Below are 20,861 nucleotides of genomic sequence, written 5' to 3'. Positions count from 1 at the left end.
CCACGGATTTGCAGGCTGGGCCCGAGGCATTCGGGCCCAGCCGTGCGCATCTTGGAAGGGATCTTCGCGAAGGTCTCTCCCCAGGTGCGAGACGGGTTCGGGAGCCTCCCTTCGGGACGGGTGGCACGAATGGAACCCATCGGCCTCTTCGCAAGCGGCGCGCGCCCGTGGCCCGACGGGTGGTGTGCCAGCGAAAATGAAAGGTGACCAGGAAGATGGCGCAAGCTTATGTCGGCCAGAAACGCATCCGCCGCTATTACGGGAAAATCCGTGAAGTGCTGGAGATGCCGAACCTGATCGAGGTTCAGAAATCCTCCTACGATCTTTTCCTGCGCTCTGGCGACGGCGACAAGCCGATGGACGGCGAGGGGCTGCAAGGCACCTTCCAGTCGGTCTTTCCGATCAAGGACTTCAACGAGACCGCGGTCCTCGAGTTCGTGAAGTACGAGCTGGAAAAGCCGAAATATGACGTGGAGGAATGCCAGCAGCGCGACATGACCTATGCCGCGCCCCTGAAGGTGACGCTGCGCCTGATCGTGTTCGATGTCGATGAAGCCACCGGGGCCCGGTCGGTCAAGGACATCAAGGAACAGGATGTCTACATGGGCGACATGCCCCTGATGACGCCGAACGGAACGTTCATCGTGAACGGGACGGAACGCGTGATCGTCAGCCAGATGCATCGTTCACCCGGCGTGTTCTTCGACCACGACAAGGGCAAGACCCATTCCTCGGGCAAACTCTTGTTCGCCTGCCGCATCATCCCGTATCGCGGCAGCTGGCTCGATTTCGAGTTCGACGCCAAGGACATCGTCTATGCCCGCATCGACCGCCGCCGCAAGCTGCCGGTCACGACGCTGCTTTACGCCCTGGGCATGGACCAGGAAGGCATCATGAATGCCTATTACGAGACGATCAACTTCCGCTACGTCAAGAACAAGGGCTGGGTCACCAAGTTCTTCCCCAGCCGGGTTCAGGGCACCCGGCCGACCTATGACCTGGTCGATGCCGCAACGGGCGAGGTGATCCTGAAGGCCGGTGACAAGGCCACGCCGCGCATGGTGAAGAAGTGGAAGGACGAGGGCACGGTCACCGAGCTTCTGGTGCCCTTCGACCACATCCTCGGCCGGTATGTCGCCAAGGACATCATCAACGAGGAAACCGGCGAGATCTGGGTCGAGGCCGGCGACGAGCTGACCTGGGAACTGGATCGCGACGGCGAGGTGAAGGGCGGCACGGTCAAGCTTCTGCTCGACCAGGGCATCACGGACATTCCGGTCCTCGACATCGACAATGTCAACGTCGGACCCTACATCCGCAATACCATGGCGATCGACAAGAACATGAGCCGCGACACAGCGCTCATGGACATCTATCGCGTCATGCGTCCGGGCGAACCGCCGACGGTGGAGGCCGCCGCCGCGCTGTTCGACACGCTGTTCTTCGACAAGGAACGCTATGACCTGTCGGCCGTGGGCCGGGTCAAGATGAACATGCGGCTGGACCTGAACAAGCCCGACACGCAGCGCACGCTTGACCGCGAGGACATCATCGCCTGCATCAAGGCGCTGACCGAACTGCGCGACGGCAAGGGCGAGATCGACGACATCGACCACCTCGGCAACCGCCGGGTGCGCTCGGTCGGCGAGCTGATGGAGAACCAGTACCGCGTCGGCCTCCTGCGGATGGAGCGCGCGATCAAGGAGCGGATGTCCAGTGTCGAGATCGACACGATCATGCCGCAGGACCTGATCAACGCGAAACCGGCGGCGGCGGCGGTGCGGGAATTCTTCGGCTCCAGCCAGCTGTCGCAGTTCATGGACCAGACCAACCCGCTGTCGGAAGTCACCCACAAGCGCCGTCTGTCGGCCCTCGGCCCGGGCGGTCTGACCCGAGAGCGTGCGGGCTTCGAGGTCCGCGACGTGCACCCGACCCACTATGGCCGGATGTGCCCGATCGAAACGCCGGAAGGCCAGAACATCGGCCTGATCAACAGCCTGGCGACCTTCGCGCGGGTGAACAAGTACGGCTTCATCGAGACCCCCTACCGGAAGGTGATCGACGGCAAGGTGACCGACGAGGTCGTCTACATGTCGGCGACCGAGGAGATGCGCCACACCGTCGCCCAGGCGAACGCGGCGCAGGATGCCGAAGGGCGCTTCACCGACGACCTGATTTCCAGCCGCAAGGCTGGGGAATTCATGCTGAACCCGCCCGAGGCGATCGACCTGATCGACGTCTCGCCCAAGCAGCTGGTGTCGGTCGCGGCCTCGCTGATCCCGTTCCTGGAAAACGATGACGCCAACCGCGCGCTGATGGGCTCGAACATGCAGCGCCAGGCGGTGCCCCTGCTGCAATCCGATGCCCCCTTCGTCGGCACCGGCATCGAAGCCGTGGTCGCCCGTGACTCTGGCGCGGCCATCATGGCCCGCCGCGCCGGCGTGATCGACCAGGTGGACGCCACCCGTATCGTCGTGCGCGCCACCGAGATGCTGGAACCGGGCGAGCCGGGCGTGGACATCTACCGTCTGCGCAAGTTCAAGCGGTCGAACCAGTCCTCCTGCATCAACCAGCGTCCGCTGGTAAAGGTGGGCGACACCGTGAAGCGGGGCGAGGTCATCGCTGACGGTCCCTGCACCGACATGGGCGAACTGGCCCTGGGTCGGAACGTGATCGTCGCGTTCATGCCCTGGAACGGCTACAACTACGAGGACTCGATCCTGATCTCGGAACGCATCCTGCGCGATGACGTGTTCACCTCGATCCACATCGAGGAATACGAAGTTGCTGCCCGGGATACCAAGCTGGGCCCGGAAGAGATCACCCGCGACATCCCGAACGTGGGCGAAGAGGCGCTGCGCAACCTCGACGAAGCGGGCATCGTCTACATCGGCGCCGAGGTGCAGCCGGGCGATATCCTCGTAGGCAAGATCACGCCCAAGGGCGAAAGCCCGATGACACCGGAGGAGAAGCTTCTTCGCGCGATCTTCGGCGAAAAGGCGTCGGACGTGCGAGACACTTCGCTGCGCCTGCCGCCGGGGGCCTATGGCACGGTGGTGGAAGTGCGGGTGTTCAACCGGCACGGCGTGGACAAGGACGAACGCGCGCTGCAGATCGAGCGTGAGGAAGTCGAACGCCTTGCCCGCGACCGGGACGACGAGCTGGCGATCCTGGAACGCAACATCTATGCGCGTCTGAAGTCGCTGATCCTGGGCAAGACCGCCGTGAAGGGGCCGAAGGGCATCAAGGCGGGCTCGACCATCGATGAGGAGTTGCTCTCCACCCTCAGCCGCGGTCAGTGGTGGCAGCTGGCGCTGGGCGAGGAGGCTGACGCCAAGGAGGTCGAGGCACTGCACGACCAGTTCGAGGCGCAGAAGCGCGCGCTGGAGCACCGCTTCGAGGACAAGGTGGAAAAGGTCCGCCGCGGCGACGACCTGCCTCCGGGCGTGATGAAGATGGTCAAGGTCTTCGTTGCGGTGAAGCGCAAGCTGCAGCCGGGCGACAAGATGGCCGGCCGTCACGGCAACAAGGGCGTCATCTCCAAGGTCGTGCCGATGGAAGACATGCCCTTCCTGGCCGATGGCACCCCGGTCGATCTGGTGCTGAACCCGCTCGGCGTGCCGTCGCGGATGAACGTGGGCCAGATCCTGGAAACCCACATGGGCTGGGCCGCGCGCGGCCTGGGCCTGAAGATCGACGAGGCGCTGGCCGAATTCCGCCGTTCGGGCGACCTGACCCCGGTGCGCGAGGCGATGCGGCTGGCCTATGGCGACGAGACCTACGATGAAGCCTTCGCCGGCATGGAGCCCGAGGATCTGGTCGAGAAGGCCAGCCTCGTAACCCGCGGCGTGCCGATCGCGACCCCGGTCTTCGACGGCGCCAAGGAGGCCGATGTCAACGATGCCTTGCGCCGCGCCGGCTTTGACGAATCCGGCCAGAGCGAAGTCTTCGACGGCCGCACCGGCGAGAAGTTCAGCCGCAAGGTCACGGTGGGCGTGAAGTATATGCTGAAGCTGCACCACCTCGTCGATGACAAGCTGCACGCGCGGTCGACAGGCCCCTACAGCCTGGTCACCCAGCAGCCGCTGGGCGGCAAGGCGCAGTTCGGCGGCCAGCGTCTCGGCGAGATGGAGGTCTGGGCTCTGGAAGCCTACGGCGCCGCCTACACCCTGCAGGAAATGCTGACGGTGAAGTCGGACGACGTGGCGGGCCGGACCAAGGTCTACGAGGCCATCGTCAAGGGCGAGGACAACTTCGAGGCCGGCGTGCCGGAATCGTTCAACGTCCTTGTCAAGGAAGTGCGGGGCCTCGGCCTCAACATGGAACTCCTGGATGCGGAGGAGGAGTGACCGGAATTTTCGAAAATTCCGGGCCGGTTTCTTCGAGGAAGCCGGCTCCTCTGACCGCAACCCTCTGATTGGGAAGATGAAATGAACCAGGAACTCTCGACCAACCCGTTCAACCCGGTTGCTCCGGCCAAGACCTTCGACGAGATCAGGATCTCTCTGGCCTCCCCGGAGCGAATCCTGTCTTGGTCCTATGGCGAGATCAAGAAGCCGGAAACCATCAACTACCGGACCTTCAAGCCGGAACGCGACGGCCTGTTCTGCGCCCGCATCTTCGGGCCGATCAAGGACTACGAATGCCTCTGCGGCAAGTACAAGCGCATGAAGTATCGCGGCGTCGTCTGCGAGAAATGCGGCGTTGAAGTCACGCTCCAGAAGGTGCGGCGCGAACGCATGGGCCATATCGAACTGGCCGCCCCCGTCGCCCACATCTGGTTCCTGAAATCGTTGCCCAGCCGGATCGGGCTCATGCTCGACATGACGCTGCGCGATCTGGAACGCATTCTCTATTTCGAGAACTACGTCGTCATCGAGCCGGGCCTCACCGACCTGAACTATGGCCAGCTGCTGACCGAAGAGGAATATCTCGACGCGCAGGACCAGTATGGCGCCGACGCCTTCACCGCCAACATCGGCGCCGAGGCGATCCGTGAAATGCTGGCTGCGATCGACCTGCAGGCCGTGGCCGACCAGCTGAGAGAAGAGCTGAAGGAAGCCACCGGCGAATTGAAGCCGAAGAAGATCATCAAGCGGCTGAAGATCGTCGAGTCGTTCCTGGAATCCGGCAACCGCCCGGAATGGATGATCCTGACCGTTCTGCCGGTGATCCCGCCGGAACTGCGCCCGCTGGTTCCGCTGGACGGCGGCCGTTTCGCCACATCCGACCTGAACGACCTGTATCGCCGGGTCATCAACCGCAACAACCGCCTGAAGCGCCTGATCGAGTTGCGCGCGCCGGACATCATCGTGCGCAACGAAAAGCGGATGCTGCAAGAAGCGGTGGATGCGCTGTTCGACAACGGCCGTCGCGGCCGCGTCATCACCGGCACCAACAAGCGCCCGCTGAAATCGCTGTCCGACATGCTGAAGGGCAAGCAGGGCCGCTTCCGCCAGAACCTGCTGGGCAAGCGCGTGGATTTCTCGGGCCGCTCGGTCATCGTGACCGGGCCGGAACTCAAGCTGCACCAGTGCGGTCTGCCGAAGAAGATGGCGCTCGAACTCTTCAAGCCCTTCATCTACTCGCGGCTCGAGGCCAAGGGCCTGTCCTCGACCGTGAAGCAGGCCAAGAAGCTGGTCGAGAAGGAACGGCCCGAGGTCTGGGACATCCTGGACGAGGTCATCCGCGAACACCCGGTGCTCCTCAACCGTGCGCCGACGCTGCACCGCCTGGGCATCCAGGCCTTCGAGCCGATTCTGATCGAGGGCAAGGCGATCCAGCTGCACCCGCTGGTCTGCTCGGCCTTCAACGCCGACTTCGACGGCGACCAGATGGCCGTGCACGTTCCGCTTTCTCTGGAAGCCCAGCTGGAAGCGCGCGTGCTGATGATGTCCACGAACAACGTGCTGTCGCCCGCCAACGGCAGCCCGATCATCGTGCCATCGCAGGACATGGTTCTGGGGCTTTACTACACGACCATGGAGCGCAAGGGCATGAAGGGCGAGGGCATGGCCTTCGCCGACATCGACGAGGTCGAACATGCCCTTGCCGCCGGCGAGTTGCATCTGCACGCCAGGATCAAGGCGCGCATCCGTCAGGTGGACGAACACGGCAACATCGTCTGGAAGCGGTATGACACCACACCGGGCCGCCTGCGGCTGGGCAACCTGCTGCCGCTGAACGCCAAGGCGCCCTTCGATCTGGTCAACCGCCTTCTGCGCAAGAAGGACGTGCAGACCGTCATCGACACCGTCTACCGCTACTGCGGCCAGAAGGAATCGGTGATCTTCTGCGACCAGATCATGTCGCTGGGCTTCAAGGAGGCCTTCCGCGCCGGCATCTCCTTCGGCAAGGACGATATGGTGATCCCCGAGTCGAAGTGGGAGATCGTGAACGAGGTGAAAGAGCAGGTCGCCGGCTTCGAGCAGCAGTATCTGGACGGCCTGATCACCCAGGGCGAGAAATACAACAAGGTCGTGGACGCCTGGTCGAAGTGCAACGACAAGGTGACCGAGGCAATGATGGCGGCCATCTCGGCCCCCAAGTTCGACGAGAACGGCGCCGAGATGGAGCCGAACTCGGTCTACATGATGGCGCACTCGGGTGCACGGGGTTCGGTGACCCAGATGAAGCAGCTTGGGGGTATGCGCGGCCTGATGGCCAAGCCTTCGGGCGAAATCATCGAGACGCCGATCATCTCCAACTTCAAGGAAGGTCTGACCGTTCTTGAATACTTCAACTCGACCCACGGCGCGCGGAAGGGTCTGTCGGACACCGCGCTGAAGACGGCGAACTCGGGCTACCTGACCCGCCGTCTGGTGGATGTGGCGCAGGACTGCATCGTGCGGGTCCATGACTGCGGCACCGAAAATGCGATCACTGCCTCGGCAGCCGTCAACGATGGCGAAGTCATCGTGCCGATGGGCGAGCGCGTTCTGGGTCGTGTCGCGGCCGAGGACGTGATCGCGCCGGGCACCGACGAGGTGATCGTCGCCAGGGGCGAGTTGATCGACGAGCGCAAGGCGGATCTGATCGCCGCGTCGTCCATCGCTTCGATCCGCATCCGCAGCCCGCTGACCTGCGAGGCCGAAGAGGGCGTTTGCGCGCTGTGCTATGGCCGCGACCTGGCGCGCGGCACGCTGGTGAACATCGGCGAGGCGGTCGGCATCATCGCCGCCCAGTCGATCGGCGAACCTGGCACGCAGCTGACCATGCGCACCTTCCACATCGGCGGCGTGGCCCAGGGCGGCCAGCAGTCGTTCCTGGAAGCGTCGCAGGAAGGCCGGATCGAGTTCCGCAACGCCAACATCCTGAAGAACGCCGCAGGCGAGCAGATCGTCATCGGCCGCAACATGCAGGTCGCGATCATCGACGAGGCAGGAACCGAGCGTGCGGTCCACAAGCTGACCTATGGCTCGAAACTCCACGTCAAGGAGGGCGAGACCGTCAAGCGCGGCACCAAGCTGTTCGAATGGGATCCCTTCACCCTGCCGATCATCGCCGAAAAGGCGGGGGTCGCGCGGTTCAAGGATCTGGTCGCGGGGATCTCGGTCCGCGAGGAAACCGACGATGCCACCGGCATGACCCAGAAGATCGTCGCCGACTGGCGCTCGGTTCCAAAGGGAGGTGACCTGAAGCCGGAAATCATCGTGATGGATCCGGCGACGGGCGATCCGGTGCGCGGCGACAGCGGCAATCCGATCACCTACCCGATGTCGGTGGACGCGATCCTTTCCGTCGAGGACGGCCAGGAACTGCGGCCAGGCGACGTGGTGGCGCGGATCCCGCGCGAAGGCGCCAAGACCAAGGACATCACCGGGGGTCTGCCCCGGGTGGCGGAACTGTTCGAGGCACGCCGTCCGAAGGATCACGCGATCATCGCGGAAGCCGATGGCTATGTCCGCTTCGGCAAGGACTACAAGAACAAGCGCCGCATCACCGTGGAACCGGTGGATGAGACGCTGCCGCCCATGGAATACATGATCCCGAAAGGGAAGCACATTCCGGTGCAGGAAGGCGACTTCGTGCAGAAGGGCGACTACATCATGGACGGCAACCCCGCTCCGCACGACATCCTGCGGATCATGGGGATCGAGGCGCTTGCCAACTACATGATCGACGAGGTGCAGGACGTTTATCGCCTGCAGGGCGTGAAGATCAACGACAAGCACATCGAGGTGATCGTGCGCCAGATGCTGCAGAAGCTGGAAATCCTCGATAGCGGGGATACCACGCTCTTGAAGGGCGAGCATGTGGACAAGCAGGAGCTGGAGGAAGAGAACGCCAAGGCCCGCGCCCGCGGCCTGCGCGAGGCGACGGCCGAGCCAATCCTGCTGGGCATCACCAAGGCCTCTCTGCAGACCCGGTCGTTCATCTCGGCCGCATCCTTCCAGGAAACCACCCGCGTCCTGACCGAGGCCTCGGTCCAGGGCAAGCGCGACAAGCTGGTGGGCCTGAAAGAAAACGTCATCGTCGGCCGGCTGATCCCGGCAGGTACCGGCGGGGCGACTGCGCGGGTGAAGCGCATCGCTGCCGAGCGTGACCACCTGGTGATCGAGGCACGCCGGAGCGAGGCCGAGAAGGCCGCGGCCCTTGCCGCGCCGATGGATGCGGCAGAAACGGGCGTTCAGGGCCAGGCCGACAGCGGTCTGGTCGATACGATCGAAAGCCGCGACTGAGCCTCGCGGCCGCCGTTCGAAACACCTGCCCCTGCCAGTCGCAAGGCTGGCAGGGGTTTTCGTTTCGCACTTGCCGGGACGGCGTGCCGTTCAAGGGGTATCGAACCCCCATGACCGGCGCTGCTGCGGGCAGAGAACGGATCCTGCCAGTGACGGCACCTTTTCGCAAAAGGGGGCATGAACCGTCCGTGGGCCCTGCCCGGTGCGCGGCATCGCCCCGTGGCAGGGCACATGGTCGGTGGCGAAAGCGTCGCCGCATCGGCCGACGGGTATCGGCCAGAGGGATCTTCCGCTTGGCGTGGCGGGCTGCTACTCAGGCAGCGATCAGGAAGGATCCTGCCCTTGCCCCTTTCCGAAAACCTGCGCGGCATCCTGTTGATGTGCGCCTCGATGGCCGCCTTTACCATCAACGACACCTTCATGAAGTCGGTGACGCAGACCTTGCCGCTTTACCAGACCATCGGACTGCGGGGCCTGATTGCCGTTGTGGGCCTCGGTCTGCTGGTGCTGGCCACCGGGGCATTCCGGTTCCGCCCCAACGGTCGCGACGGATGGCTGATCCTCTTGCGCTCGCTGGCCGATGTCGCGGCGACGATCCTGTTCCTCGAGGCGCTGCTGCGAATGCCGCTGGCGAACCTGTCGGCCATTCTGCAGGCGCTGCCGCTGGCGATCACGCTGGGCGCGGCGCTTGTCTTCGGCGACCGGATCGGCTGGCGGCGGATGACGGCGATCCTGGCCGGGCTGGTGGGTGTGTTGATCATCATCCGGCCGGGAACGGAAGGATTCGACCGCTGGGCGCTTCTGGGCGTGGCCTCGGTCGTCTGTGTGGTGGTCCGCGATCTGTCGGTGCGGCCCATGCAGGGGCAGGTGCCGTCGGCCCTGGTGGCCCTCGGGGCGGCGGTTGCGGTGACGGTGATGGGCTGGGTCGGCGCGTCCTTCCAGGGGTGGGCCCCGATGAGCGCGCCCGAGGCTGGCAAGGTGCTGGGGGCGGGGTTGTTCCTGATCGTGGGCTATCTGACCTCGGTCATGGCGATGCGGCATGGCGACATCGGCATCGTTGCGCCTTTCCGCTATACCTCGCTGCTATGGGCCATCGTGCTTGGTCTTCTGGTCTTTGGCGATCTGCCCGACCTGTGGACGCTGGTTGGCGCGGCGATCGTCGTCGGCGCAGGGCTGTTTACCCTGTGGCGCGAGCGGAGGCTTCGACTGCACCGTGCATCGCAACCCGGTTTGCAAGGCTGACAGGAGGGGCAAATGCCGACCCATGACTACACCACACGAATCCAGTGGACTGGCAACCGGGGTGACGGAACTGCGCACTACCACGCCTATGACCGGACATGGGACATCGCAGTGCCGGGAAAGGCCCTTGTTCATTGTTCGAACGACCCGCTCCTGGGCGGCGATCCGGCGAAGATGAACCCGGAGGATCTGCTGTTGTCGGCGCTCTCGGCCTGCCACATGCTGTGGTATCTGCATTATGCCAGCGATGCGGGGATCGTGGTCACGGGCTATAGTGACAGCCCGGTGGCCGTGGGCGAGGTCGGGCGCGGCGGGGCTGGGCGGTTCGTAAAGGCGACGCTGCGGCCGCATGTCTTGGTGAAGCCGGGGACGGACCTTGCTGCCGCCGAGGCGATCCACCACCGGATCCACGAGGTCTGCTTCATCGCCCGGTCGGTGAACTTTCCGGTGGACTATGCGCCGACCTTCGAGGTCCAGGCGTAACGCTCGTCGCAGGCTGCGCCGCTCCTCGCAGGGCGGCCCGCGACGACAAGCCGAAGGCGCAGGGGGGGCGACACGGGCGCGACATCCAGTGTCGCAAACCGGACGGTCTCCGCCCTTGGGCCCCGCTAGGGTCGCGCCGGGGTCAGGGGGCGCGGATGGACGAGACCGATTACATCATCGTGGGCGCGGGCTCCGCCGGATGCGTCCTGGCCGATCGGCTGACGGCCAGCGGGCGCCACAGGGTCACGGTGCTGGAGGCGGGCGGGACGGACCGGCGGTTCTATGTCCAGCTGCCACTGGGCTATGGCAAGCTGTTCTATGACCCGGCGGTGAACTGGCTTTACAAGACCGAACCCGACCCCGGGCTGAATGGCGCGCAGGACCACTGGCCGCGCGGCAAGATCCTCGGCGGGTCCTCCAGCATCAACGCGATGGTCTGGATCCGGGGGCACCGGGCGGATTACGAAGACTGGGGCCGCGCGGCGCCGGGCTGGGGCTGGGACGAGTGCCTCGCCGCCTATCGAGCGCTGGAGGACAACGAGGCCGGCGCGGACGAATTTCGCGGGACGGGTGGGCCTCTGTTCATATCGGCCAACCGGACGGGTCTGCATCCGCTGGTGGCAAGCTATGTCGCGGCCTGCGGCCAGGCGGGTCTGGCGGAAAACCCCGATTTCAACGGTGCGCAGCAGGAAGGCGCGGGCATCTACCAGATGACGATCAAGGCGGCCCGGCGCAATTCGGCGGCGCGGGCCTTCCTGCGGCCGGCGATGAAGCGGCCGAACCTGCGCGTGCTGACCCGGGCGCTGGCGACGCGGGTGCTGATCGAGGGCGGGCGGGCGGTCGGGGTCGAGTATCGCCACGGCGGCACGACGCGGGTGCTGCGGGCGCGCGCCGAGGTGATCCTGGCCGGGGGCGCGATCAACTCGCCGCAGCTTCTGCAACTGTCCGGAATCGGGCCGGGGGCGCTGTTGCAGGCGCTGGGCATCCCGGTCGTCAGCGACAATCCGAATGTCGGCGACCACCTGAGCGACCATCAGGGGCTGAACTACACCTGGTCGATGAAGGTGCCGACCTACAACGACGAGCTGCGCCCCTGGTGGGGCAAGCTGCGCGCCGGGTTGCAGTATGTCCTGGGCGGGGGGGGGCCGCTGGCGAAGTCGATCAACCACGGCGGCGGCTTCTTCCGCACGCGGCCCGACCTGGACCGGCCGAACATGCAGCTGTATTTCCAGGCGTTCTCGACGCTGATCCCGCGCGGGGGCGAGCGGCCGATCCTGACGCCGGACCCCTGGTCGGGTATGTCGATCGGCCTGTCGAACTGCCGGCCAACCAGTCGGGGCCATATCCGGCTGCGCTCGGCCCGGCCCGAGGATCATCCGGTGATCACCGCCAACGCCTTTTCGACCGACAACGACGTTGCGGAGATGCTGGCCGCGGTGAAGTTCGTCCGCCGCATCGCCGCGCAGCCGGCACTGGCGCCGCTAATCAAGGAGGAGTTGCGACCCGGGCCCAAAGTTGTGACGGACGACGACCTGATCGCCGATTTCCGCGCCCGCTCGGGGACAGTCTATCACCCCAGCTGCACCTGCCGGATGGGGCAGGATCCGGCGACTTCGGTCGTGGATCCCGGGCTGAGGGTGCACGGCGTCGGCGGGCTGCGGGTGATCGACGCTTCGGCCTTCCCTAACATCATCGCGGGCAACACCAATGCGCCTTCCATCCTGATGGGCTGGATGGGGGCCGAACGGGTGCTGGCCGACGCGCGTTAGGGTCGGCGGGCCTCCGGCGGGAGCATTTGAAGAAAGAGCAAGGGGGCGTCGGATGCGTGCCCCCTGTCTATTCGCCGCGAGGGAAGCGCTTCTGCTCTTCCAGGACGTTCAGGTCCATGTGGTTGCGCATGTAGCGTTCGCTGGCGGCGCGGAGCGGCTGGTAATCCCAGGGGAAATAGGCGCCGTTGCGCAGCGCCTCGTAGACGACCCAGCGCCGGGCCTGGCTTTCGCGGACCTGGGCGTCGAAGGCGGCGAGATCCCAGCGGGCATCGGCAAGCTTGCGAAAATGAGCGAGGATTTCGGCGGCGCGGGGATCGGCGGCGAGGTTCGTGGTCTCGCCCGGGTCGTTGGCCACGTCGAAGAGCTGCTCGGGGTCGGCCGCGCAGCGGATGTATTTCCAGGCGCCCTCGCGCAGGGCGACGAGCGGCGTGATCGAGCCTTCGGCGGCATATTCCATTGCCACCGGGCCGCGCGGGGCGCCGTTCGCCACCGGGATCAGGTTGACGCCTTCGGTCCAGGGCATCACCTCGTCCATCGAGATGCCGGCCACTGCGGCCAGGGTAGGCGCCAGGTCGATGGTGGAGACCGGTGTATCGACCCGGCCCGCTGGCAGCTCTGGCGCGGCGATCATCAGCGGCACGCGGGCCGAGCCTTCGAAGAAGTTCATCTTGAACCACAGGCCGCGCTCTCCCAGCATCTCGCCGTGGTCGGAGAGGAAGAGGATGTGGGCATCTTGCCGGGTCGCCTCGAGCACCGAGAGGATCTCGCCGATCTTGTCGTCGATGTAGGATATGTTGGCAAAATAGCCCCGGCGCGCGCGGCGGATGTGGTCGGGTGTGATGTCGAAATTCCGCCAGTCGCAGGCATCCATCAGGCGCCGGGAATGGGGATCCATCGCCTCGTAGGGGATGGCAGCGGGCGGTTCCAGTTCCGGTGCGCCTTCGTAGAGATCCCAGTATTTGCGCCGTGCGACAAAGGGGTCGTGCGGGTGGGTGAAGCTGACCGTCAGGCACCAGGGCCGCGGATCGGCCCCGCGCGACAGGTCATAAAGCTTCTGCACGGCCTGGAAGGCCACGTCGTCGTCGTATTCGTACTGGTTGGTGATCTCGGCCACGCCCGCCCCGGTGACCGAGCCGAGATTGTGATACCACCAGTCGATCCTCTCTCCCGGCTTGCGGTAGTCGGGGGTCCAGCCGAAATCGGCGGGGTAGATGTCGGTGGTCAGCCGCTCTTCGAAGCCGTGCAGCTGGTCGGGGCCGACGAAATGCATTTTGCCAGACAGCACGGTGTGATAGCCCGCACGGCGCAGGTGATGGGCATAGGTCGGGATGTCGCTGGCGAATTCGGCCGCGTTGTCATAGACCCGGGTGCGCGAGGGCAGCTGGCCCGACATGAAGCTTGCCCGCGCCGGGGCGCACAGCGGCGAGGCCGTGTAGCAGTTGGCAAAGCGGGTGGAACGTGCGGCCAGCCGCTTCAGGTTCGGGGTATGCAGAAAATCGGCCGGGCCGTCGGGAAACAGCGTCCCGTTCAGCTGATCGACCATGAAGATCAGAAGGTTGGGCTTTCCGGTCATGTGAGGATCCGCGAGTGGGTGGGGCATCGCGCCCTGAATGACGGCTTGACCGGGAAGGGTCTGGCCCCCAACCGACAGAAGCCGGTCGTATCCGCCATTTCAGCGGTGGCCAAAGAAAAGGGTCTCCCTTGCGGAAGACCCAATGTCACCTGATGCAAGATGCGCTTCAGAGCGCCGAACCTCAGAGCTTCTCGATCATCTCCGGCACGGCGGTGAACAGGTCGGCGACCAGGCCATAGTCTGCGACCTGGAAGATCGGCGCCTCTTCGTCCTTGTTGATCGCGACGATCACCTTGGAATCCTTCATCCCTGCAAGGTGCTGGATCGCGCCCGAGATGCCGACGGCAACATAGAGGTCCGGCGCCACCACCTTTCCGGTCTGGCCCACCTGCCAGTCGTTCGGCGCATAGCCCGAATCGACCGCAGCGCGGCTGGCGCCGACGGCGGCGCCCAGCTTGTCGGCCAGCTTCTCGATCAGGTCGAAGCTTTCCTTCGAGCCGACGCCCCGCCCGCCGGAGACGACGATCCCCGCGCTGGTCAGTTCCGGTCGGTCGCTTGATGCCACCTTGTCCTCAACCCAGGTCGACAGGCTGCCATCGACCACGGCCGAGATCTTTTCCACTGGGGCGTTGCCGCCCTTGCCGGCCGCATCGAAGGTTGCGGTGCGAATGGTCAGCACCTTCTTGGCGTCAGAGGTCTTCACCGTCTGGATCGCGTTGCCGGCATAGATCGGCCGGTCGAACGTCGCTCCGTCATGGACCGCCAGCACTTCCGAGATGACCATCACGTCCAGAAGGGCCGCCACGCGCGGCAGGACCGATTTCGAAAGCGCGCCACTTGCGGCGGCGATGTGCTCGTAGTCGCCCGCCAGCGACACGATCAGCGCGGCGGTGGGTTCGGCCATCCCGTGGCAATAGGCGTGGTCGTCGGCGAACAGCACCTTTGACACGCCGTCCAGCGTCGCGGCCTCGGCCGCGGCGGCATCACCGCCCGCTCCGGCGACCAGCACCGTCACCGGACCCAGCGATTTCACCGCAGTCAGCGCCTTGGCGACCTGATCGGTCGCAAGCTTCCCGTCAACCACATCGGCAAGAAGAAGAACGGCCATCTCAGATCACCCCCGCTTCGTCTTTCAGTTTCGCGATCAGCTCGTCCACCGAGCCGACCTTCACGCCCGCCTTGCGGCCCGCCGGTTCCACCGTCTTGACCACCGACAGGCGCGGCGAGACATCCACGCCATAATCGGCGGGCGTCTTGGTCGCCAGCGGCTTGGCCTTGGCCTTCATGATGTTCGGCAGGCTGGCATAGCGCGGCTCGTTCAGCCGCAGATCGACGGTGATGATCGAGGGAAGCTTGACCGAGATCGTCTGCAAGCCGCCGTCCACCTCGCGCGTGACCTTGGCGTGGTCCCCCTCGATGGCGACTTCGCTGGCGAAGGTGGCCTGGCTCCAGCCGAGAAGGGCAGCCAGCATCTGGCCGGTGGCGTTCATGTCGTTGTCGATCGCCTGCTTGCCGCACAGGACAAGACCCGGCGCTTCTTCCCTGACCACGGCGGCCAGCAGCTTGGCCACGGCCAGGGGCTCGATGTCGGTATGCACATCCGTCGCGGCCTCGATCAGGATCGCCCGGTCCGCGCCCATGGCCAGCGCGTTGCGCAGGGTTTCCTGCGACTGCTTCACGCCGATCGACACGACGACGACCTCGGTGGCGATGCCTTTTTCCTTCAGCCGGATCGCCTCTTCGACAGCGATCTCGTCGAAGGGGTTCATCGACATCTTGACGTTCGCAAGGTCAACCCCAGACCCGTCCGCCTTGACGCGTACCTTCACGTTGTAGTCGATCACCCGCTTGACCGGGACCAGCACCTTCATCGCCGAAACTCCTCATCCGTCGCGACACGAGGCCGCACAAGCTCTCCGCCGCCTGTTACCGCAGCGAAAGCCCCCGGAACAGAGCAAATGCGACACCTTCCGGCGACACGACGCCGCGTTTTGATCGTTGGGGGCGATCAGGGCCTGCTCACCAAGACCTTCGTGGACTCGTCCTTGGCGCTCACGAACCGCGAACGACATGCTCGACGCGCAGGCTATCCGTCAGCGCGTCAGTCCGGGAACCCAGAGCACGTCGTCCTTGCCATCGTTGTTGGCGATCCGTCCGGCGACGAAGAACCAGTCGGACAGGCGGTTCAGGTAGCGCACCGCCTCGGGGTTCACGTCTTCCATCGTCGCCAGTTCGACGACCAGCCGCTCGGCCCGGCGGCAGACGGTGCGGCAAAGGTGCAGTTGCGCCGCCAGCACTGACCCGCCCGGCAGGATGAAGCTGCGCAGGGGTGTCAGCCGGTCGTTCATCGCGTCGATCTCGCGTTCCAGCCGCGTCACCTGCCCCTCGATCATGCGCAGCGGGGTGTAGGACAGCGTGGCGTCCAGATGCCGGTCAGGGGTGCAAAGGTCGGCGCCCAGATCGAACAGGTCGTTGGAAATGCGCTTCAGCGCTGCGTCCATCTCGTCGGTCGCGTGCAGGCGGGCCAGGCCGACGGTGGCGTTGGTCTCGTCCACCGTGCCGTAGGCGCTGACGCGAAGTGAATGCTTTGCCACCCGCGCGCCGTTGCCGAGCGCTGTTTCCCCGGCATCGCCGGTCTTGGTGTAGATCTTCGACAGGACAACCATGCTCAGGCCTTTGCTCTGGCCCAGGCGAAGATCACGATGGTGACCACCGCCACGAACTGCACGCCGATCCGCCAGCGCATGATCCTGTTGGCGTTGCGCTTGTTGAACTCGCCTCCCTTGGCAAAGCTGCCGATGCCGAAGAGCAGGATGACCAGCACCAGCAGGCAGAGGAAGGCACCGAAGATGAAGATTGGATCGGAAAGCATGGGCAGACTCCCTTTCTGACTGATCTAGGCGCACGGCCGAGAAAAGCGAAGCCAAATTTCGCGGCAAGGCCGGCGGTGGCCCTCAGCCCCTCGCGATCAGCCAGTCAAGCGCCCGGGTCGGCAGCAGACGGCGCGCAAAGCCCATCAGATAGGTGGGCGTCGTGACGAAATAGCGTGCCTTGGGATGCCGTGCCTCGATGGCATGAATCAGTTTCGCCGTCACTGCCGAAGGTTCCAGTTCGAAGGCATCCTTCTTCGTCTTGCGGTCATAGAGCCGCCCGCGCAGGGCGACATACTGGTCGCGGCGGGCGGAATTTTCCCAGTCGATCCACTTTTCGAAATGCGCGATGGCATTTTCGCGGATCTTCGTGGCTATGGGGCCGGGCTCGATCAGGATCACGTCGATCCCGGTGCCCCGCATTTCGATACGCAGGACATCGGTCAGCCCTTCCAGCGCGAACTTGGTCGACACATAGGCTCCGCGCCAGGTCAGCGCGACAAGACCCAGGACGGACGAGCAGTTGACGATTCGCCCGTGCCCCTGCGCCCGCATCAGCGGGATCACCCGGCAGGTCAGGTCATGCCAGCCGAAAAGATTGGTTTCGAAGATTTCGCGCAGGGCGTCGCGCGGCAGATCCTCGACCGCGCCGGGGCTGGCGAAGGCGCCGTTGTTGAACAACGCATCCAGCGTGCCGCCGGTGCGTTCCACGACCTCGGCCACCGCCGCGGCGATACTGGCCTCGTCGGCATAGTCCAGCCGGAAGCTTTCCAGTCCCTCGCCACGCAGGCGGTCGCAGTCTGCCTGCTGCCGGCAGGTGGCGAACACACGCCAGCCGCGGGCATGCAGGCTGCGCGCCGCGTCAAGGCCGATGCCGGATGAACATCCGGTGATGAGAATGGAACGCGGGGGCATGATTTCAGGGGGCTTCGGCGCTCAGGAATCGCAGGGCAACATAACCCTCCATGCCGTCACCCTGAACCACGATGCGCCCCCATTCGTCATCGACCGCCGCAACCAGCAGAGCGGCCTCTCCATTGCCCAGCCTTCCGAGGATATCTGCCGCTGTCGAGGGGCCGGAACGCACGTTGACCGAACTGGCGGTAACATACCGGATCGCGCCTTCGGCAATCGTCTCCGGGACGGGGGCCTCTGTTGCGACCGGGCGGCCGTCGGCACCGGGGACGGGCTCGTTGCCCAGGGCGGACAGTGTGAACACCGGTTCCGCCACGGCGGCGATCACCTCGCGCCCGGGTTCGACATCGACCACCGGGGTGATCGCAGGGCTGGCGTTGGCCAGCATGGGTTCGGGTTCAGGCGGCAGTTCGGGCAAAGGGGCCGCTGCGGGTGCCGTTTCGGCCACGACCGGCACCGGGACGGTTTCTGCCGCAGCAGGCAGCGTGCGCGCCGCCTTCGCCCGCGCCTCGGCCCACACCTGTTCAAGCCGACCTTCGGCCTTGGCCTTGACAAGACCGGGACGCAACTGACCCCTGTCCTCGCCCAGCGTGTAAAGCGCGGCGAGCATGCCAAGGCAAAGCAGTAACGTCAGGCGCAGCATGGGTAATTCCGGTTGGGCAGCCGTCCTTGCATAGCACAACTCCCCGCGCGGGGTTGAGTCCAAAACGCATCGCGCCTCTACAGGTTACTTCTGTTGCTGCGATGCCATCTGGACCGGCGGCCCGGATTTCCCTACACAACATCCATGACTTCGGACGATGACGAGCCCAAGATCGGCGAAGGCGGCATGACGCTTTCCGAACCGCTGTCGCGCGCGATCGGCGAGCGTTACCTGACCTATGCCCTGTCCACGATCATGCATCGGGCATTGCCCGATGCCCGCGACGGGCTGAAACCGGTGCACCGGCGAATCCTCTGGGCAATGCGGCGGCTGCGGCTGACGCCGACGGGAGGGTTCCTGAAATCGGCCAAGATCAGTGGCGACACGATGGGGGATTTCCACCCCCACGGCGACCAGGCGATCTATGACGCGATGGCGCGGCTCGCGCAGGATTTCAACATGCGCTACCCGCTGGTGGACGGGCAGGGCAACTTCGGCAACATCGACGGCGACAACCCGGCGGCCAGCCGCTACACCGAGGCCCGCGTGACGCAGGCGGCCGAACTGCTGATGGAGGGGATTGACGAAACCGCCGTCGATTTCCGCCCCAACTACGATGGCCGGCTGGAAGAACCGGTGGTGCTGCCCGCGGCCTTCCCGAATCTTCTGGCCAACGGCGCCTCTGGCATTGCGGTGGGCATGGCCACGAACATCCCGCCGCACAACCTGGACGAGCTGATCGACGGCTGCCAGGCCCTGCTGGAGAACCCGGGCCTGTCGGACGAGGCGCTGGTCCAGCTGATCCCCGGTCCCGATTTCCCGACCGGCGGGGTGATCGTGGAACCGCGTGAGTCGATTCTCGAGGCCTATCGCACCGGCCGCGGCGCCTTCCGCACACGCGCCAAGTGGCAGGTCGAGGATCTGGGGCGTGGCACCTGGCAGATCGTCGTGACCGAGATCCCCTTCCAGGTGCAGAAGTCCAAGCTGATCGAGAAGCTGGCCGAGCTGATCCAGCTGAAGAAGGTGCCGCTTCTGGCCGATGTGCGCGACGAATCCGCCGAAGACATCCGCCTCATCCTGGAACCCCGGTCCCGCACGGTGGACCCCGAGGTGCTGATGGGCAGCCTGTTCCGCAACTCGGACCTGGAAGTGCGCTTCAGCCTGAACATGAACGTGCTGATCGACGGCAAGGTGCCGAAGGTCTGTTCGCTGAAGGAGGTGCTGCGCGCCTTCCTGGACCATCGCCGCGACGTGCTATGCCGGCGCAGCCAGCACCGGATCGAGAAGATCGATGCCAGGCTGGAGGTTCTGGAAGGGCTGTTGATCGCCTTCCTGAACCTCGACCGGGTGATCGACATCATCCGATATGACGAGGACCCCAAGGCCGCGCTGATGGCCGAGGACTGGTCGAAACCACATGTTCGCGCCACGTCCGAAAAGGATTACAGGCCCCCGGTGAAGGGTGCTGCGGGCCAGCTGACCGAGGTTCAGGCCGAGGCGATCCTGAACATGCGTCTGCGGTCCTTGCGGCGACTGGAAGAGATGGAACTGAACGCCGAACGCGACGCCCTTACGAAGGAACGCGCCGATCTGGCGGATCTGTTGGCCAACGAACCCCGCCAGTGGAAGCGGATCGGGTCGGACCTGGAGGAGCTGCGCAAGACTTACGGCAAGGGCACGGCCCTGGGTGCGCGGCGCACGCAGTTTGCCGACGCCGCCGAGATCGAGGAGATCCCCTACGAGGCGATGATCGACCGCGAACCGATCACCGTCATCTGTTCAAGGATGGGCTGGATCCGCGCGATGAAGGGTCATGTGGATCTGGCCGCCGAGCAGAAGTTCAAGGATGGCGACGGCCCACGCTTTGCCTTTCACGCCGAAACGACCGACAAGATTCTTCTGGTGGCGGAAAATGGCCGGTTCTACACGCTTCTTGGCGCCAATCTGCCCGGTGGTCGCGGCATGGGAGAGCCAGTTCGCCTGATGGTCGATCTTCCCAACGATACCGGAATAACGGATCTTCTGGTCTGGCGTCCGGGGCAGAAGTATCTGGTCGCCTCGACCGCAGGCGACGGTTTCATCGTGCCTTCCGAGGAGCTGGTCGCCCAGACCCGCGCGGGCAAGGCGGTTCTGACGGTGCGCGAGGGGGTAAAGGCCGCAGTCTGCCGACCGGTCGCGGGCGACATGGTCGCGGTCGTGGGCGACAACCGCAAGATGCTGGTCTTCCCGCTGTCAGAGCTGCCCGAGATGGCCAGGGGCAAGGGTGTCCGGTTGCAGAAATACAAGGACGGCGGCCTGTCGGATGCGATCACCTTCGCGAAGGCCGACGGCTTGTCCTGGAAGGATCCTGCAGGCCGGACGCGCACCGAAACCGACCTTGCCGAATGGATGGGCGCCCGCGCCGGTGCCGGCAAGATGGCCCCGCGCGGCTTCCCGCGGGACAACCGCTTCACCTGAGGGTGCCGCCTCGGGCCTTTGCGATGGCTGCGGCATTGCCGAGGGGCTGTCCAGTCGAACGCCAAGACGAGTTCGACGTGGCCCGATCAGGCTTGAATTTCCCGCCCGCGCGGGCTAAGTCGCCGCGCGTGTAATCACGGGCCCCTTCCGGCCCGACCATGCAAGCGATCAGCACAAGGGCGGACATCGAGAATGGCGAAGGCAAAGTTTGAACGGACGAAACCGCAC

The 20,861-nt window shown here is 65.1% G+C and carries 13 protein-coding genes; 6 read left to right on the top strand and 7 right to left on the bottom strand.

The window, feature by feature from the left end; translation table 11 throughout:
- Positions 1–215 precede the first annotated feature (215 nt).
- The 5 genes from rpoB (at position 216) to EZM81_RS13700 (ending at position 12,175) form a co-directional block, all read left to right on the top strand.
- Positions 216–4,349, top strand: a complete 4,134-nt coding sequence (gene rpoB, locus EZM81_RS13720; protein ID WP_136646175.1) for a DNA-directed RNA polymerase subunit beta — start codon at positions 216–218, stop codon at positions 4,347–4,349.
- An 81-nt stretch (positions 4,350–4,430) separates the two neighbouring features.
- Positions 4,431–8,681: a DNA-directed RNA polymerase subunit beta' gene (rpoC, locus tag EZM81_RS13715; protein WP_136646109.1), complete on the top strand. Its 4,251-nt coding sequence runs from the start codon at positions 4,431–4,433 to the stop codon at positions 8,679–8,681.
- Positions 8,682–9,023: 342 nt separating this feature from the next.
- Entirely contained in the window at positions 9,024–9,923 is a 900-nt protein-coding gene (locus EZM81_RS13710) for a DMT family transporter (RefSeq protein ID WP_135448032.1), read from the top strand.
- 12 nt (positions 9,924–9,935) lie between these two features.
- Complete coding sequence (locus tag EZM81_RS13705) at positions 9,936–10,406, top strand: OsmC family protein (protein WP_136646108.1); 471 nt, start codon at positions 9,936–9,938, stop codon at positions 10,404–10,406.
- A gap of 155 nt (positions 10,407–10,561) precedes the next feature.
- On the top strand, positions 10,562–12,175 hold the full coding sequence (locus EZM81_RS13700) for a GMC family oxidoreductase (RefSeq protein WP_136646107.1): 1,614 nt from the start codon (positions 10,562–10,564) through the stop codon (positions 12,173–12,175).
- Between the two features lie 67 nt (positions 12,176–12,242).
- Here EZM81_RS13700 and betC read toward each other — a convergent pair whose 3' ends face one another.
- From betC to EZM81_RS13665, 7 genes are all read right to left on the bottom strand, one after another.
- A complete protein-coding gene (gene betC / locus EZM81_RS13695; RefSeq protein WP_136646106.1) occupies positions 12,243–13,748 on the bottom strand; it encodes a choline-sulfatase in 1,506 nt (501 codons plus the stop codon).
- 181 nt (positions 13,749–13,929) lie between these two features.
- Positions 13,930–14,856, bottom strand: a complete 927-nt coding sequence (locus tag EZM81_RS13690; RefSeq protein ID WP_135448024.1) for an electron transfer flavoprotein subunit alpha/FixB family protein — start codon at positions 14,854–14,856, stop codon at positions 13,930–13,932.
- A gap of 1 nt (position 14,857) precedes the next feature.
- Complete coding sequence (locus EZM81_RS13685) at positions 14,858–15,619, bottom strand: electron transfer flavoprotein subunit beta/FixA family protein (protein WP_135448022.1); 762 nt, start codon at positions 15,617–15,619, stop codon at positions 14,858–14,860.
- Between the two features lie 222 nt (positions 15,620–15,841).
- Positions 15,842–16,414 carry a cob(I)yrinic acid a,c-diamide adenosyltransferase gene (locus EZM81_RS13680; protein ID WP_136646105.1) on the bottom strand — a complete coding sequence of 191 codons (573 nt, stop codon included), beginning with the start codon at positions 16,412–16,414 and terminating at the stop codon, positions 15,842–15,844.
- Between the two features lie 2 nt (positions 16,415–16,416).
- Entirely contained in the window at positions 16,417–16,620 is a 204-nt protein-coding gene (locus EZM81_RS13675; RefSeq protein ID WP_135448018.1) for a twin transmembrane helix small protein, read from the bottom strand.
- Positions 16,621–16,702: 82 nt separating this feature from the next.
- Positions 16,703–17,533 (bottom strand): SDR family oxidoreductase, encoded by an 831-nt coding sequence (locus EZM81_RS13670; protein ID WP_136646104.1) that lies wholly within the window; start codon positions 17,531–17,533, stop codon positions 16,703–16,705.
- Positions 17,534–17,537: 4 nt separating this feature from the next.
- Complete coding sequence (locus EZM81_RS13665) at positions 17,538–18,176, bottom strand: SH3 domain-containing protein (RefSeq protein WP_136646103.1); 639 nt, start codon at positions 18,174–18,176, stop codon at positions 17,538–17,540.
- 144 nt (positions 18,177–18,320) lie between these two features.
- Between EZM81_RS13665 and parC the strand changes: the two genes are divergently transcribed.
- Positions 18,321–20,633, top strand: a complete 2,313-nt coding sequence (gene parC, locus EZM81_RS13660) for a DNA topoisomerase IV subunit A (protein WP_211195420.1) — start codon at positions 18,321–18,323, stop codon at positions 20,631–20,633.
- Positions 20,634–20,861: the final 228 nt, after the last annotated feature.

It is taken from the genome of Tabrizicola sp. YIM 78059, from assembly GCF_004959785.1.
Lineage (GTDB): Bacteria > Pseudomonadota > Alphaproteobacteria > Rhodobacterales > Rhodobacteraceae > Tabrizicola > Tabrizicola caldifontis.
The sequence above is the reverse complement of the archived record's forward strand: the minus strand, read 5'-3'. Positions and strand labels throughout refer to the sequence as shown.